Source organism: Alteromonas sp. 07-89-2, from assembly GCF_013113925.1.
Lineage (GTDB): Bacteria > Pseudomonadota > Gammaproteobacteria > Enterobacterales > Alteromonadaceae > Alteromonas > Alteromonas macleodii.
Genome location: NZ_VTYM01000008.1, coordinates 85,345 through 103,114, shown reverse-complemented (window position 1 = coordinate 103,114; position 17,770 = coordinate 85,345). Strand labels below are relative to the sequence as shown.

The window sequence follows — 17,770 nt, the reverse complement described above, 5'->3', positions numbered from 1 at the left end:
CATCGCTGAGCAAAGGTAATACTCATCCAAAAACGCAAAAAACCAACACGCCTTTTCAGGAATAAACGACTTACCTGCTTCTTAATTTTTTCATATACGCTACGAATTTCGTTTGCTATTTCCATCACTTAATCGTCAATTATTGTTGTTATACTACTAAATACGACTGGCTATACTTCCCGACATGCCTGCAATAAGCTATGCTGTTGATTCTAAAAATCAACGGGTTATACCTCTAGGCTGCTATCTATCATACAACGAGCATACAAAAAGTGGCGTGCAAAAGCATATGGCTGAATCAAATACGTTATCTATAGTTTGTGAGCAATGCCATACTCAGGTACACATTCCCGCCCTAGCACACAGGCAACGGGCCGTGTGCCCAGTATGTAACCACACACTAATATCTCATCGCGATGGCGCAAGCGAAAAGTTGCTCGCTTATACTTTCAGTGCTCTGATATTTTTATTACTTTCGTTACCTTTTAACTTTCTGACATTTAAAGCAAGCGGTCAAAAGCACAGTATTGACTTGCCCACCGGCATTACCGTACTCATTGAAAACGATTATTTATCACTAGCGATAATAACCAGCTTAGCGACGTTACTGCTGCCCGGAATGGTACTCGGCGGCCTGCTATTGTTATCGTTAGCTCAAATACAAAACCGACGCCCCTTTTACTTGCCGCGGCTTTACAAACTTGTGAAAGCCCTCTTACCGTGGAGCATGGCAGAAATTTTTCTTGTTGGTACCTTGGTTAGCCTTATCAAAATTACCGAATTGGCCGACGTTTCCATAGGCCTATCATTTTACGCATTCGTTGGCTTTTCAGCGTTCACGGCTCTTTGTATATCTCAATTTGATCCCACACGCTACGCCATGTGGATGTCTCAAGGCCAACCACCGCAACCTAAACCACTGTGTGAAGCACAAGCGCAAGAGAGTATTCAGCGTACGTGGGCGTTGTTGATCACCGCTTGTATCTTATATATTCCTGCTAATGTACTGCCAATTATGTATACTGAATTTTTTGGCCAAGAGACGCCCAATACGATTATTGGTGGTGTCATATCGTTGTGGGAATCGGGCTCGTATCCAGTAGCGATAATTATTTTAGTTGCCAGCGTGGTAGTGCCAGTGGCAAAAATTATCATTCTTGCTTGGCTCAATTTTTCCGTACAGCGAGAGAAAACCACTTCAAAACAATTACGTATACGTTACTACCGCATCACTGAGGCGATAGGCCGCTGGTCGATGATAGACGTTTTTGTTGTAGCAGTACTGGTATCCCTTATTCAGATGGGGAACACCATGTCTATTTATCCGGGCCAAGCGGCACTCGCCTTTTGTGCCGTTGTATTTGTAACAATGATAGCCGCGATGACGTTTGATTCGAGGCTAATTTGGCAGCAGTGGAAGCAATTACCATGACCACAAACGATCCGAACATTAATGAAGCTAAGGTCAAACCGACCTCGTCCATTTCTCGCATTTGGATTATCCCAATTCTTGTTATCGTTATTGGTGGCTGGATGGTGTACTACCAATGGAAGAATCAGGGCCCTCTTATTACGATAGAGCTGCATTCGGCAACAGGTATTGAGGTGAACAAAACACCGATAAAAGTACGTGACCTAGATATTGGGCAGGTCAAAAAGATAACGCTAAAACCTGACTTAAACGGCGTACTTGTCACGGCCAGAATTGATGCTAGCGCGGCCCATCTACTCAATGAAAATGCAAAATTTTGGGTTGTCGCCCCCCGTATAAGTTTTTCTGAAGTTTCAGGGCTCAACACCCTCTTGTCTGGCAGCTATATTGCTATGTCAGCCCATGATAAAGGCAAAGAGCAACTCCATTTTACGGCGCTTGAGCGCCCACCGGTTACGCCTCCTGGTACTCCAGGGCTGCATGTTATGTTAAAAAGTGACGACGAATTTGCCTACAAACCTGGCGATCCTATTATTTATAAAGGGTTTAAAGTTGGCGAGTTTGAAGACGCTACCTTTAATATTGAAGAACGTGTGGTGTATTACGACGCATTTATTGAAGCGCCTTACCATAAACTCATAACCAACACGACACGTTTCTGGGATGTCAGCGGCGTTAAATTGTTGCTTGAATCGAACGGTGTAAGCGTTGAAACAGGGAGCTTGGAAACCCTATTAGCAAACGGTATTACCTTTGGGATCCCTGACGGCGTGCCAAAAGGTGAACAAGTGCTAGATAACGCCTTTTTCACAATTTATGGGGACAGCACATCCGCCTCAGATGCACGTTATAAAGTCGCCGCTGAATACTTGCTACTTATCGATGAAAGTGTGCGAGGTCTAACCGTTGGCGCTCCGGTTGAATACCGTGGTATTGAAATTGGCAACGTGACTGCTATCAACTCCTTCCCTGCTTTAGATGGCAACATTTTGGAGCGAGATTATCCCATCCCCGTGCTTATTAATATTTACCCCGGTAAAGCAAGGCAGCCAGATACTAAAGAAGGCCTTAGTGCAATAAAGCAAACCATTCGAAACTGGCTAGAAAGAGATCTTCGCGCATCGCTACGCATGGGTAATGTATTAACAGGTGGCTTGTATGTAGATTTACAGCACGTACCCGACGCTGACAGTAACAGCGGCATTGAAGTGATTAACGGCTACGAAGTAATTCCTACTGTTAGTAACGAGTTCACACAATTGACGCAAAAGGCCGACGCAATTTTAGACAAAATCAATCAGCTTCCGCTTAAGGAAATGGTGGAAAATGTGCAGTTAGCTGTTGAAGACATGCGTTTAGCTGCTGAGTCTGTGGAAACGGCAAGCAGCGACTTTGATGTACTTATCGCTGATATTGATGCAAAAGCACTAAATAGTAATCTTAATCAGGTTCTTGTTAGCCTTGATGGCCTGCTTAAAAATTACAGCGAGGGTGGTTTTAACCAGTCTGAAATAAAAGAGACCGTTGATGCGCTGCAAGAAACCATGCGCAACATTCAGCCTTTATTGTTAAAGCTAAACCAGTCTCCGAATAGTTTAATATTTTCAAAGGATGATGAAGCGGACATTCAACCTAAAGCGAAGAATTAGCGCAGTAGAGCCAAACAAATACGCGGTTAATTTTCGAGCAACAATGGCGTGAAAAATGAATGCTCTTTATCCTTGGTAATTGGCCGATATTAAGAAAGTAATACGCTACAGTGAATGTCAACTGACAGTATTGCCATAGCGAAACATCCAAAAACAAGGATGGAAGGAATAAATAGAATGATACAGCAGTTTAAGGTTTTCCCATCTCAACCTACAGGTAAAGCACTGTTTATCGGTGTATTTGCGCTTTTCACCTGCGTATTATCGGCGTGTAGTAGCGCGCCTCGTTCGCTGACATACTACTTACTTCACACCACGGGTGACAGTGCATATACCGTAAACAAAGCATCAACAGCTGTTGTAATAGATAAGATAACCCTACCGGACTATCTCAAACACCGTGGGCTTGTGTACCAAACCAGTGACACCAACTTGCATATCTCAACCAGTCACTTATGGGCCGAACCTGTAGACGAAGGGCTTACTAAGGCGCTAACCAGCGCGTTAGCATCAAAGCAAGTGTCATTGCTTCGGCCCCGATCACTACGCAAGTGAAGAAGCCGTTCATATGGCGTTGCACCTCAATGATTTTGTCAGCACCTATGAAGGGGAAGTTATTCTATCTGGCCAATATGTGATTACTCACGTGAAAGGCCAAACGCAAAGCTACCCATTTTTATTCAAAACGCCCCTGGAAGATGATGGATTTTCTCCAAGTATCAAAGCAATGAGAAATACTATCCAACAACTCGCAGAAGATATTAGAAAAACTGTGACAAAACCGGCTTAATCATGTTCGGCTCTCTCAAGCAATACGTATTTAGTGGCGTAAGCCGTCACTACAAAGATGAAACCAACAGACGCATTATGGTGGTGAACCTTTTTGCGGCAGTGGGTATGTCTATCACGTTCTTGCTTGGCTCTAGGGCTTTTATTGACGGTGAATATTCTCTTTCCACTACGCTCTATACTGCCAGTGTAGTATTTGCTATTTCACAGCGCTTACAAGTTCGGTTTGCATCAGCCCAAGCTCGTACATGGTCTATAACACTTCTCATTGTCTGTTTAATGGTACTGACTCTCCTGCTGCTGATTACCGGTGGTAAAGACAATACCGGTCCCCTTTGGATTTACTTGGTGCCGCCAGTCACTATGTTTTTTGCAGGCTTTGTCAGAGGCCTCATCGCACTTATTGCCTATACGCTAGTTAGCGCCATTGTGCTGTTCGGCTTCAATGACGCTCCATTTGTAGCGAACTACACCTACGCGTTTAAAACTCGTTTACTGTATTCTTTTTTAACCGTTTCATTTCTGTCGGCGTTTTATGAGTACAGTAGACAAAAGAGTTACGACACCGCACTTTATTTAAGTGAGCAGTTTGAGCGCCAGGCCAAGCATGACCACTTAACTCAGTTATTAAACCGTCGAGGTGCGCAGCAGTGTCTAGAGCGCGAGTACGCAAGAATGCTGAGAAGCAAACGTAAATTTTCGGTCGCCATTGCAGATATTGACCGCTTTAAAAGTATCAATGACACCTTAGGCCATGAACAAGGTGACGAGGTCCTTCGTCAGATTTCAAAAGCGTTTAGTTCTCGCCTGCGAGGACAAGATATTCTCGCACGGTGGGGTGGAGAAGAATTCATGTTCATCTTTACCGATACTGATGAAGCGGGTGCTGTAAATGCCTTGGAAAATATTCGAGATATTTTGAACAACGCACCGCTTAATATTAACGGTAGCGAGATCCATGTAACGAGTAGTTTCGGGGTGAGCGAAGTTAATCCCGATATAGATATTTCCTGCGCCGTTCGTCGAGCAGACCAAGCACTTTACTATGCCAAAGATAATGGTCGAGATTGCGTGTGTGAATTTTCGTCGTTGAGCTCTCCCTCTTTTTCGGAAAACTAAACCAATTTCCCTGTTTAAATCAGTACGGATAACTGACTTTACACAAAATTGACTCATGTTTAGTTACATTTGCGCTGTATTCCTGAAACACTTTAGCGCTACACTATGTAAAGTATTCGCTATAAAAGTAGATTTAGCCATGAAATGGATGAAAGTTGCACTGCCTATTGGTGTTTTATTAGTAGGCTACTTAGGTATGAAAGGAATCGAAGCCTCTGCCTCTGATAATACTATTACAGAAGAAGTTGATACCCGCCCGACGGTGACTATTGAAGCTTTATCGCCAGAAGACGTGCGCGTTCAACTTACCTCGTATGGCGAAATAACGCCCCTTGAAACCACAAACCTTGCAGCTCAGGTATCGGGAGAAGTTGAGCGCTGGAATCCTAAGTTTGTGAGCGGCGGTCTGGTTCGACGTGGCGAAACCTTATTTGAAATAGAAGCTGACGCATATGAAGCGGCATTATTGCTGGCTGAAGCTAACCTCGCTAGCGCGCAAGCACAGCTTATCCAAGAGCAAGCGCAAGCTGATGTCGCTGCCAAAGAAGCGAAAACGATGCCTAACGCACGGGTTACTGACCTTTACCTTCGCAAACCTCAAGTGATGAGTGCGCAAGCTGGCGTAAAATCAGCAGAGGCGCAGCTTAAAATCGCCAAGCGCGACTTAGACAACTGTAAGGTAAAAGCACCTTACGATGCACTTATAGTATCGAGAGATATCAGCACTGGTGACTATGTAACTCAAGGCACGCCAGTCGCTGTCATTAACAACATCGAATACGCTGAAGTAACCTTCCCTGTAGCAGGCTTTGACCGTGTTTTTCTAGCGGACAACACCATTGGTAGTGAAATCGCCATCGAAGTAGATGATGTGCAGGGCGCTACTGTAAAAGGTACCATTCACCGTGATACGGGTGTGGTAGATAACACCACGCGCATGAGCTATTTCGTTGCCCGTATTGAAGATCCTTACGCCATCAATTCGTCGAAGCCTATCGTGAAGTTTGGTTCATATAGCACAATCGCATTTGAAGGAAAAACCCTTAGCGACGTATACCGCGTACCTCAAGAGTTGGTAACCAATCGATTGTTATGGACGTTAGATGACGAAGACAGATTAAAATCGCAAAAGGTTAAGGTTGTACGTGAAGAAAATGGCGACTTTCTTATTCAAGGCGATTTCAATGCCAAAAAAGTCGTGATGAGTTTGCCTGAATATCCTCAAAACGGTATGCCTGTTAAGGTCATTGAGACCACGACCGAAATTGTGACAGCAAAAGCGAACTAAGGAGCTGTCATGGAAAACCACAACGATACACAAACCGGCATTATTTCTTGGTTCGCCAGAAACTCCGTGGCCGCCAACCTACTGATGATTTTTATCATCATCATGGGAATAGCGAGCTATTTCACTATTCAGCGTCAGATGTTTCCAAACATCGAAATAAACTACATCACCGTTGAAGCCAACTACCCTGGTGCTTCACCTCAAGAGATTGAAGAGAGTATTTTCATTAAAGTTGAGGAAGCGGTAAAAGACATTACTGAGATTAAGCGTACGGTTTCACGTGCATTTCGCGGTGGCGGTGCAGTTACACTGGAAATTGATACCAAAGCTGAATTAACAGATGTACTTGATAAGGTGAAGCTTCGCGTTGACAGTATTGCCACCTTCCCCGCTGGCATGGAGCCGGTTAATGTTTCCCAAGTAGAGTTCCAGCAGCAAGTTATTGAAATGCCTATTGTCGGTGACTTGCCTTTATCAGAACTCAAAGTGCTGGCAAAAGAGGTGGAAGATGAGCTTCTACAACTTGGCTCTATCTCTTTGGTTGAAGCCAATACGCCGGACGATGAAATTGCCATTGAAATTAAACCCGATACGCTTAGGAAGTACGGTTTAACTATTGCCGATGTCACTCAGGCAATTAATAGTTACTCTGCCAACATTTCCGCAGGTCAGCTTAGAACTAACTCAGGTATCGTATCGGTACGTGTTGAAAACCAGTACTACAGCGGCGATGAGTTTAAGCAAATTCCCATCAAAATTGGTGCGGGCGGCGCTAAGGTAACCTTGGGCGATGTCGCTTATATCAACGATGGATTTGTTGAAGGCGAACGCTACTTTAAATACAACGGCATGAACGCTATCTACATTGCCGTTAAAGCCACTAAAACCCAAAACACCATTCCTGTAGCCGAAACCGTAAAAGCCTATATCGATCAGAAAAACGAAAGCCTTCCTCAAGGAGTAAGCCTAGAAATTCTGGTTGATATGACCTATTACCTTAACGCTCGTTTAGATATGATGTTGTCGAACCTGGTTCAAGGCTCAATTCTAGTGGCGCTAATGTTAACCCTGTTCTTGCGCTTTAGGCTTGCCGTGTGGGTAATGGTTGGTTTACCGGTATGTTTCCTTGGTGCCATGATGCTAATGCCTTTGTTTGGTGTAAGCATAAACATCCTTTCGCTGTTCGCATTTATCATGGTACTGGGTATAGTGGTTGATGATGCCATTGTTATTGGCGAGAGTGCTTACACCGAAATTGAAAGCAAAGGTGGCGGTGTTGACAATGTAATCCGCGGTGCCAAGCGCGTAGCTACGCCCGCCACATTCGGTGTTTTAACCACTATCGCCGTGTTTGCTCCGTTTACGCTAAGCAGCGGGCCTGAAGGCGCGTTCTTCTATAATATCGCTGTTGTCGTAATCTTGTGTTTAGCATTCAGTCTAGTTGAATCTAAGCTCATTCTGCCGGCCCACTTAGCCCACACTAAATTTTCCCCAGTTAAACAAAATAGCTGGCGGGCGCGTTTTAACAAGCGATTCTTTGCTTTTGTTAACGGTCCTTACAAGCGTTCTCTAGCGAAAGCGATTGAATGGCGCTGGGCTGTACTCATGATGTTCGTCGCAATGCTAATGCTAAGTATGGGACTTATTGGTGCTAATTACGTAAGAATGGTCCCCAATCCGAAAGTACCTCATGACTTCCCAAGCGTTAAAATAGAGATGAATGAAAACGTCTCAGATTTAGCAACCATTAACGCGTTAAAAATTGTTGAGCAAACAATCTTAGACGTTGAAGAACAAATCATCGATGAGTTTGGTCAAGGCATGATAAGAGACCGCCTTGCGTTTAACGATGACAGAACTGAAGGCCGTATTTTAACGCCGTTAGTTAATGAAGAAGACCGCCCTATTGACACGTTTGAGCTTGCTCGTCGCTGGCGCGAAGCCATTCCTGAAATTACCGGCATGAAATCATTTACCGTAGTTGATGACGTAAACGGTGATGGTGATGACGGCGAGTTTGGTTATTTACTCTTTGGCCCTGATATCGACACTCTAAACGCAGCAGGTCTTAAGTTTATTGAAATGCTGCAGCAGCAAGAGGGCTTGTTTGACGTTAGCTCAACTATCGACCCTCCAAGCAAAGAAGTACAAATGACATTGCTTCCAGTTGCTTACGACTTGGGGCTTACTCTATCTAATATCGCTTCTCAAGTAGGTGCTGGCTTCTACGGCGGCGAGGCACAACGTGTTATTCGAAACGGTGAAGAAGTGAAAGTAATGGTGCGCTACCCAGAACTTACCCGCGAACGCTTCGCCGACTTGAAGTACTCTTTGATCACCACGCCTAATGGTGAGGAAGTTATGCTGGGTGACGTTGTGGCCTTAGAGGAGAAACCAGGTATAAGCTACATTCGCCGTGAAGGTGGATACCGTAGCGTTTACATTTGGGGCAATATCGATGAAGAAAAGATTGAACCAAACGAAGTGGTCACTGAAATTAAAGAGAAGCTACTTCCTCAACTAAAAGAGTCGTTCCCGTCGGTTATGACTGAACTTGGTGGTGACATTGAGGAGCAGCAAGCGCAACAGAATGAGCAGATACTGTTTTTCTTAGCTGCCATGATCATGGTGTATATCCTTCTTGCTGTACCACTTAAAAGCTATGGGCAACCACTTATTATCATGTCGGTTATCCCGTTTAGCTTTACAGGCGCAGTCTTCGGCCACTTTGTGCTGGGCTTAGACTTATCTATGATGTCTAACTTTGGCCTAATCGCTGCGGCAGGGGTTGTTATCAATGACTCACTAGTTATGACTGACTTTGTGAACCAGCGCCGTGCACAAGGCTACAGCATTAAAGAAGCGGTGACCGAAGCTGGTACCGCGCGCTTCCGAGCGATTACGTTAACCTCAATCACTACGTTTGTGGGCGTACTGCCCATTATGTTTGAAACAAGCCTACAGGCAGCGTTTGTTGTACCAATGGCTGCTGCACTCGGTTTTGCTGTACTTTACGCTACGCTTGTAACGCTTATATTGGTGCCGTGCTTGTACTTAATACTGCTTGATTTACGTGGTCCGTTTACGTTTATTAAGCGCAAAATTGTGCGCAGAAAGCCTACTAAGGGTGGCGACGGCAATAGTACTTCTACACATGTGCCTCAGCCAAGTGCATCGATGGACTAGCTTTTATCGCTGAGAAAAGCTACAAACACCTAACTGTTTTAAAATGAGCCTTTATTGGCTCATTTTTTTTGATTATTTATGATGGGAGTCACCATGAGCAACACCATTTCAATAAGGCCAGCCACGCCTGAGGATATTTCACAAATTCGCCAGTTCATTCTGGAACTTGCTATTTATGAAAAAGCAGAACACGAAGTAGAAGCTTCTGAAGAAGCGCTACTGAAAACGTTATTTGGAGAAGGCGCAACCGCGCATTGTGTGATGTGTGAAAGCGATAATGCCCCCATTGGTTTCGCTGTATATTTCTTTAATTACTCAACGTGGCAAGGTCGAAATGGCCTCTACCTTGAAGATTTGTACGTGTCACCAAAGTCACGTGGTATGGGTGCTGGGAAAGCGTTATTGCAACACTTAGCTAAAACTGCGGTAGACAACGACTGTGGTCGTTTCGAATGGAGCGTATTAGATTGGAATAAACCCGCTATCGATTTTTATGAATCGCTTGGTGCTAAACCCAAGAGTGAATGGCTAGGCTATCGAATGGATGGACAGACACTTATCGACTTTGCAAAGCAAGGCGAATAAATTACAAAGCCCTGAATACCGTTAGCTGAGATACAAAAAAGCCATTCGCTTTTACGAATGGCTTTTAATTAATGTATTAACGGTTGATGGTTAGTTTAGAACGAACCAATCAATGATAGACGCGCATTAATCGGCGCACCTACTGTTACCTGATGCGTAGAGTGCGCATTCGGGAAGTAAAGCGTATCAGTCAAGTTTTCAACGTTTAACTGAAGACGCATTTTGTCGCTAAGCGTGTAGTAAGCAGACGCATCAACACGCGTATAGCTAGGTAGTACAGGCGATGAAGCACTTGTCGATACCTTACTTTCGTCCTGATAAGTAGCGCCTATACCGAAGCCAAACACATCACTTACTTCATATGTAGTCCATACAGACATGGTATGTTCAGGTAGCTCGCGAAGCTCTACGCCGCTAGCATTTTCGCCATCTAAGTTGCTGTAGTTAGCAGTAACGTGCCACTTTTCTGTAATGTAGCCTTGTAGCTGAAGTTCAAATCCGGATACGTCTGAATCTACTTCTACAAAGCGCTCGGCGTCGTTTGGATCGTTATCTAAAGACGTTTGCTCATTTTCAAAGATTGCGGCAGTAAAGCTCATACCTTCGCTGAAGTCCCACTTAATACCAATTTCTTGGTTAGTGAACGTATCAGGGTCTAACGCATCAGCATCGCCGTTAATATTCGCGTATTGCTCGCCGCTGCGCGGTAGAAACGATTCGCTGTAGCTTGCGTAAATTGAGATATTTTCCTGAGGCTTATACACAAGACCTGCGCGTGGCGACACTTCTTCGTCTTTTCTGCTGCGTGTTTCGTTTGCAACAACGTTGAACACTTCAATATCAAAGCTATCGAAACGTGCACCTAGTACAAGGTCAAAGTTGTCTGATAGTGCAATTTCATCTTGAACATAGAAAGAGTATACATCTAAGTCTACATGCGTATCGTCGTTCAAGTCAGAGAAGTCTGCTGTAACTGTTACGCCTTCAGCATTTGTACCAGTTAAACCACGGAAGCTTAACGGACGTGAAATATTAAACGTTTCTCTATCACCGTCAGTGGAATCAAACACGGGGTTGTAACGATCTTGGTTTGACTTGGTATTAATAACCTCACCACCGAAGATAACCGTGTGCCCAATGCTTCCCGTTTCAAATTCGCCAACTAGGTTAGAAGACAAGATCATGTTTTCACGCTGCGTAGTATCGACGTACCCGTCTAGGGTTACTTGCTCAGTCTCAGCGTTATAACCTGCCGCATAAAAGTTCGAGTAAACTTTGTCATAGTCACCGTAAAAAGCGTTGAAGTTACCTTTCAGGTTATCTGAGAAAGTGTGCTCAACGTTTGCACGGAACACATCAGCGCCCAATGTTTGGTAGTTGTTATCTGGGTCGCCAAACACGATTTCTTCAAACGCTTCTACTGGTTCACCGTTGGCAGTTGGCACACCGCGGTCAATAAAGCGCTCGTGGTCGATATATTCATATGACACATCAACAATTGTGTCATCGCTTAACTCAAAGCGTGCCGTTGGGTTGAAGCCGTAACGATCTCCGTAAAAGAAGTCGCGATGGTTGTCTAGGCTTTCGTACATGGCGTTTATACGCAATGCCGACTTGTCGCCCGTATCAACGTTTGTGTCTAATTGTAAGTTGTAAGCGCCAAACGTATTTGCCGACACGTTGTAATTTACAAATGTCTCGCTAGTTTTCGCTTTCTTAGATACACGGTTTAAGATACCGCCCGTTCCACCGCGACCGAATAGTAGCGCGTTTGGACCACGAAGAATTTCTACCTGCTCTACATTATAAAGTGCACGGTAGTATTGAACATCGTCACGATTGCCGTCTAAGTAAAAATCTGCAGTAGAGCGCACGCCACGGAACACAACTGAGTCACGGTGACCTTCACCTTGCGATGTATTAACACCTGGCGTGTAATCTATGATTTGACCAACGCTAGTAATACCGCGAGCAGTAATTTCTTCAGCCGTCATAATCGACAAGCTTTGTGGCACGTCGATGATAGGTGTTGGGCTTTTAATTGAGTTAGACTGGTTAACCGAAAGGTACTTACCTTCTACCGTCAGTCTCTCAATATCCTCCATATCAGCGGCAAACGCAGTTGGGCTTAGAATTATCGCAGTAGCAATACTCGTAAGTTTAAATTTCAAAATTGCTCTCCAAGTGTTCTGTAAGTCTTGTGTGTTTACTTTTAAAAATCTCTTAACCCCTATTATCAAAACACGGTTTCGTGCCGCACTTTGCAATTGCAAATAATAATAGTTGTTATTTTTGGTCGGGATATTATAAAAAATTTGACTAAATGACGAGAGCTAAAGCGATAAAATATAAAAACTCTTTATAAAAATTCTTAATTTATTAGATAAATAGGACTCAAACCGCGCCAAAATAGACTAAAAAATAAGCATGCGAATATATTTCGTACGATTGTAGAGGCGCATATTGCAGGTGTCGGAGGACGAGCGACAGGGAGAACAAACAGCTAAGTGAAAAGGTATTTACTGGCTATATCATCTGAAGTGTAGTCCGTGAGAATCAAGAGAGATCTGTGAAGTTAGCGCGAATACGGATAAGCGGAAAAAATGTTTGAGAAGTAAAAGTTCAATGGCCCTTCGATACTGAAAGAGCCTTGAACAAACTCATGATATGGCCTGCCGACTACACAGCAGCATAGCGGCTTAAAATCAAAGCAACTGTATTTTTCGCTAAGCTCTTCTTATCGTTATCGCTGAGGGAATCTTCAATTTTGAACAGCTGAGGCCAAAAGCACTGCCCTTTTACTAAGCTATCAATTTCATCGACAATCCGATCCAAGTCGTCAAACGCGAGTTTATTGTCGGCTTTGGCATCTTTTAACCAGCGGTGCATAGCCGTCTCTTGGGCTTTTAATTGCGCAACTTCATCTTTTAGCTTTTCCGGCTCGTAGAAGAAGTGGCCAATCGCAACCCGAGCTAAATCGAGGTGTGATTCACTCACCATAAACTCAATGTCTTGCAAAATAAGGTCTTCTAGTTGCTCGTCTAGCGGAAGCGTAGCATCGTACTTTTTATTTATATTTAAAATAGCCGTTTGCCACTGCTGCGTAACCAAATGCATCACCAGCTCTTCTTTTGTAGAAAAGTGATTGTATACAGTGCGCTTTGACACATTTGCCAGTTCAGCCAGCTTATCCATGCTTGTGCCGTTAACGCCAAACTCTTGGAACGCCTGTGTTGCCGCCTGAATAATGGCTTCGCGTTTGATGTCGCTACGCGTACGTGTGTTGCCTACCATATGGAAATTCTCAAAATTAGTTATCCGCTACATTAACCCGAACATTTTACACCGTACAGTTTACTTTTCAATGCGACCGCACTAAAATGCACTCACCAGTTTACTTTGGGTAATGACTATCTTTGCTGCCGTTGTGCATACCATCACTACCTGGGGTTTACACATCTATACTTTAATTACCTTGACTATGGATTACATACACCTATGTCCATGATGCGATTCTCCCACATTTTATTTTTAAGCGTTTTATCGGTTTCCACTTTAAGTGCATGTTCTTCCGAAGAGCCTGCCGAGCAACAAGCAAACGTTGCACCTCGTTATGTCAAACTCGCTACGGTTAGCAACATTCCAGATTTTGACGAATTCACCTTCCCTGCCGTTGTATCGGCAGTGAAAACCGTCGATTTAAGCTTTGAAGTTTCAGGCCGCCTTATCCAGACCGACTTGGTGACAGGCAGTGATATCAACAAAGGCAAGTTACTGGCCACTATTGATCGTAAACCATTCGAAAGACGCGTGGACGAGTCTACGACACGACTTGATCAGGCCAAACGAGAGCTTGATAGAATTGAGAAAATGTTCGCTCAAAAGCTAGTTGCACAGAGCTCTCTAGATACTGCAAAAACATCTTACGAACTAGCGGTTATCGACTTAAAAAATGCAGAGCAAGATTTGAGCTATACACAGCTATATGCCCCTTTTGATGCAAAGGTATCTCAACGACTTGTTGAAAATAACAGTTTTGTTGCCGCAGGTACGCCGATTGCTCGCCTGCAAGATGTGTCTAAAATATACTTCAACATTAATGTTCCTGAGCGCTTACTTACTGCCAATATTGGCCGTGGGATAAAACAAGCCAGCGCCACATTAGCCACCAATCGCAGTCAGTGGTATCCGGTGAACTATGTAGAGCACTCTACCCAACCTGATCCTGTGTCGCAAACTTATGAAGTGGTGTTTGCAATGGAGCCTCGCGAAGAACTTCCCCTAACACCGGGCGCGCGCGCAGTGGTAAAAGTCAGCCTACAAGGTAGCCTTTATCCAGAAGGCTTTGTTGTGCCTGTGAGAGCACTTGTAGGTGACAAGGACTCAGGCTTTGCAGTGTGGGTATATAACGATGAAACAAGTTCAGTTGCCAAGCAAGCTGTAAACGTTAAGCATATTGAAAATGAGCTAGCGATTATTGAGGGTAAGAGCCAAGGCGAAATCATCCTTGGCCAGCAAGTGGTTGCTGCTGGAGCAACACAAATGCGTGCAGACATGAAAGTACTTCCTTACCAAGGAGAGAAGTAATTTATGGATATCGCACGCTATTCAATTGATAAGCCCGTCAACATTTGGCTAATGGTAGTCATCCTGCTTTTAGGCGGCGTTTTGGCTATGAGCAAAATTGGTCGCTTAGAAGACCCTGCGTTTACCATCAAACAGGTAAAGGTATACACCAACTATCCTGGAGCCAGTGCTGAAAAGGTAGAACGTGAAGTCACTGAACGCTTGGAAATTGCCATTCAGCAAATGCCGCAGTTAAAGGAAGTGACGTCAGTTTCATCGCCGGGCCTTTCCGAAATTACCGTTGAAGTTAAGAGTACTTACGACAGTAACCTCTTACCACAGATATGGGATGAGTTGAGAAAGCGACTTCGCGACACCGCAAGCTCGTTGCCAACGGGGGCACAAAACCCTGTGGTATTTGATGATTTCGGTGACGTTTACGGTCTTTATTACGCGTTAAGTGCACCTGATTTCGATACTCGGGAGCTTCGAGAATTCGCCCGAATTATTCGACGTGACCTGCTTACTACAGAAGGCGTTGCCAAGGTAAATGTAACTGGCGTTCAAAAAGAACAGATAGTGGCCTATATCAACCCTTATCAACTCGCGGGCTTAGGCATTTCATTTCCTGATCTCGCCTCTCTTTTTGAAGACAACCTGCGCCCGTTCAACGGCGGCCGTATTAAAGTTGACGAAAAAAATGTACGCCTAATTGTAGAGCGCGCGCCAGACAGACTAGAAGAAATATCTAATCTGTCAGTGGTAGTGCCTGGCACAAACCGTTCCCTTCGGGTTGCTGATATTGCCACGCTAAAGTTAGAGCCTGCCGACATACAGCCCGTTCATGTACGCTACAACGGCGAAGAAGCACTTACGCTTTCAGTATCAGCGTTGACCGACGTTAACATTGTTGATGTGGGCGAGCGCGTTAACGCAAAAGTAGAAAAGCTACTTCAAGAACTGCCTGTCGGTATTACGCTTACGCCTATTTACGATCAGGCCTCAGTCGTCGACGAATCGGTTACTGGCTTTATTAATAACCTCGTTATGTCGGTGGCGGTTGTTACCTTAACGCTATGTTTGTTCATGGGATGGCGCTCAGGCGTGGTAGTTGGCTCTGTGCTTCTTGTCACCGTGCTAGGTACTATTCTAATCATGTGGCTTATGGATATTCAGCTTCAAAGGATATCACTTGGTGCCATGGTTATCGCCATGGGTATGCTGGTAGATAACGCTATCGTAGTTGCTGAGGGGATGATGCTGCGCATGGCCACCGGCTCTACAGCCAAAGAATCAGCCAGCTTTATTGTTAAGCGTACGCAGTGGCCTTTACTTGGCGCAACCGTTATCGGTATTGCGGCTTTTTCAGGCATAGGCCTTTCAAACGATGCTACAGGCGAGTTTCTTTATTCATTGTTTGCCGTAGTGTTGGTTTCCCTCATGATAAGTTGGGTATTAGCGGTAACCTTGGTGCCCGTGCTTGGGGCGTATTTTTACCGCAAAGGTATTGGGCAAACCACAGGTAACGAACTCTCTGCATCGCAACGCTGGTTTAAGCGTGCACTTTTAGGCGCACTTAAGCTTCGTTGGGTAACCATTGGTGCACTGTTTGTTATTACTATCGTGGCTTACGGAAGTTTTGGAATGGTAAAACAAGGCTTCTTCCCTCCGTCAAACGCGCCACTGTTCTTTGTGCATTATTGGGGCCCGCAAGATAGAGATATACGTGCAACTGAAGTCATTGCAAAAAAAGCTGAAGCTCGTATTTTGGGAATGGAAAACGTCACGGCTGTAACCACCTTTATAGGGCAAGGTGCCGATCGTTTCACCCTCACTTATGCACCTAAAAGTGCTAACGAAAACTATGCCTTTTTCATGGTTCGCGCGAATGAACTTGATAATATTCCGGCTATTCAAAGCGCGCTTGCGAGTAAGCTTACCGACCTGGACTTCGACGCTAGCTTTTATATGGAGCGCATGCAGTTTGGCCCCGGCTCTGGTGCAAAACTTGAGGCCCGTTTTTCAGGCCCAGATACTGAAATACTTCGCGAACTGGCGGATGAAGCCAAAGCACTGCTTTTTGCTGACGGACAAGTGAAAGACGTTCGACATAACTGGCGTGAAAAAGGCTTTGCCATTAATACGCAGTTTGACAACTACAACGCAGGGATTGCTGGCGTTTCGCATAGTGACTTTAGCCAGACCATACAGTATGCAAGTAGCGGCGTTCAGCTAGGTACGGTGCAAGACGGTGATTATGCTTACAACATTATTGCAAAGATGGGTAAGGCAGAAGATACCGAGCTTCAATCAATACGTGAATCACAAGTATGGTCTACGCAACAGCGCCAATATGTGCCTTTCACTCAGGTATCTCAGGGCTTGGAGTTAATGACCGAAGAAATGCGTATTCACCGTCGCGACCGCGTTCGCACCATTACGGTAGAAGCCGAGCCGGGTGACGATGAAACTGCAGCCAAAGCGTTAGCGAGAATCCGCCCACTTATTGAAGACATAGAACTTCCAGCTGGATATTCATTAGAATGGGGCGGCGAATTTGAAAGCTCTAGCGATGCACAAAAAGCGCTCGGCGCTGGCTTGCCCGCTGGCTTCCTAGTCATGTTTATTATCTCAGTATTGCTATTCGGTCATGCTCGTAAGCCGCTGATTATCTGGCTTGTAGTACCTATGGCTATTGTTGGTGTAGTCTCTGGTTTATTGGGTACCGATATGCCGTTTGGCTTTATGTCGCTACTCGGCTTCTTAAGCTTATTTGGCATGCTTATTAAGAACGCTATTGTACTTATTGAAGAAATTGACCTTCAGATAGAAGAAGGCTTAGCCATTCGCCAAGCGATTGTTGACGCTACTATCAGCCGTGTACGCCCTGTTTCACTGGCGGCGGTAACGACCATTTTAGGTATGGCGCCGCTGCTGTTCGACGCCTTCTTTGCCGATATGGCAGTGACTATTATGGGTGGCCTCGCCTTTGCGACGGTACTTACACTTATCGCTGTACCCGTACTCTACAGTTTGCTGTTTAAAGTCAGTTACCGCAAAAGCTAACGCTTTAATATTAGGGGTCTCTTTACCGCAATATATAAACGCAGGTAGAGAGACCACTCCCCTTTCAAGCGGTGTTCACTATTAATAACA

12 protein-coding genes are annotated in these 17,770 nt (G+C 44.7%); 10 read left to right on the top strand and 2 right to left on the bottom strand.

The window, feature by feature from the left end; genetic code table 11:
* The first annotated feature begins 289 nt into the window (after window positions 1–289).
* From F0261_RS07570 to F0261_RS07540, 8 genes are all read left to right on the top strand, one after another.
* On the top strand, window positions 290–1,432 hold the full coding sequence (locus F0261_RS07570) for a paraquat-inducible protein A (RefSeq protein WP_110288075.1): 1,143 nt from the start codon (window positions 290–292) through the stop codon (window positions 1,430–1,432).
* Window positions 1,429–3,081 (top strand): intermembrane transport protein PqiB, encoded by a 1,653-nt coding sequence (pqiB, locus tag F0261_RS07565; protein ID WP_014948894.1) that lies wholly within the window; start codon window positions 1,429–1,431, stop codon window positions 3,079–3,081. Before F0261_RS07570 ends, pqiB begins: the two co-directional genes overlap by 4 nt.
* Before the next feature lie 177 nt (window positions 3,082–3,258).
* Complete coding sequence (locus F0261_RS19915; protein ID WP_253819277.1) at window positions 3,259–3,636, top strand: membrane integrity-associated transporter subunit PqiC; 378 nt, start codon at window positions 3,259–3,261, stop codon at window positions 3,634–3,636.
* 13 nt (window positions 3,637–3,649) lie between these two features.
* A complete protein-coding gene (locus F0261_RS19910; protein ID WP_253819273.1) occupies window positions 3,650–3,871 on the top strand; it encodes an ABC-type transport auxiliary lipoprotein family protein in 222 nt (73 codons plus the stop codon).
* A gap of 2 nt (window positions 3,872–3,873) precedes the next feature.
* Window positions 3,874–4,989, top strand: a complete 1,116-nt coding sequence (locus F0261_RS07555) for a GGDEF domain-containing protein (protein ID WP_014978785.1) — start codon at window positions 3,874–3,876, stop codon at window positions 4,987–4,989.
* A 139-nt stretch (window positions 4,990–5,128) separates the two neighbouring features.
* Window positions 5,129–6,277: an efflux RND transporter periplasmic adaptor subunit gene (locus F0261_RS07550; RefSeq protein WP_014948891.1), complete on the top strand. Its 1,149-nt coding sequence runs from the start codon at window positions 5,129–5,131 to the stop codon at window positions 6,275–6,277.
* Between the two features lie 9 nt (window positions 6,278–6,286).
* Entirely contained in the window at window positions 6,287–9,463 is a 3,177-nt protein-coding gene (locus tag F0261_RS07545; protein WP_014978784.1) for an efflux RND transporter permease subunit, read from the top strand.
* Window positions 9,464–9,556: 93 nt separating this feature from the next.
* Window positions 9,557–10,048: a GNAT family N-acetyltransferase gene (locus F0261_RS07540; RefSeq protein WP_014978783.1), complete on the top strand. Its 492-nt coding sequence runs from the start codon at window positions 9,557–9,559 to the stop codon at window positions 10,046–10,048.
* 95 nt (window positions 10,049–10,143) lie between these two features.
* Here F0261_RS07540 and F0261_RS07535 read toward each other — a convergent pair whose 3' ends face one another.
* Together F0261_RS07535 and F0261_RS07530 are read right to left on the bottom strand one after the other, a co-directional pair.
* A complete protein-coding gene (locus tag F0261_RS07535) occupies window positions 10,144–12,219 on the bottom strand; it encodes a TonB-dependent siderophore receptor (protein WP_014978782.1) in 2,076 nt (691 codons plus the stop codon).
* 508 nt (window positions 12,220–12,727) lie between these two features.
* A complete protein-coding gene (locus tag F0261_RS07530; protein ID WP_014978781.1) occupies window positions 12,728–13,342 on the bottom strand; it encodes a TetR/AcrR family transcriptional regulator in 615 nt (204 codons plus the stop codon).
* A 210-nt stretch (window positions 13,343–13,552) separates the two neighbouring features.
* Between F0261_RS07530 and F0261_RS07525 the strand changes: the two genes are divergently transcribed.
* Both F0261_RS07525 and F0261_RS07520 read left to right on the top strand, forming a co-directional pair.
* On the top strand, window positions 13,553–14,635 hold the full coding sequence (locus F0261_RS07525) for an efflux RND transporter periplasmic adaptor subunit (protein ID WP_014978780.1): 1,083 nt from the start codon (window positions 13,553–13,555) through the stop codon (window positions 14,633–14,635).
* A 3-nt stretch (window positions 14,636–14,638) separates the two neighbouring features.
* Complete coding sequence (locus F0261_RS07520) at window positions 14,639–17,680, top strand: efflux RND transporter permease subunit (protein WP_171337602.1); 3,042 nt, start codon at window positions 14,639–14,641, stop codon at window positions 17,678–17,680.
* The last annotated feature ends 90 nt before the right edge of the window (window positions 17,681–17,770 follow it).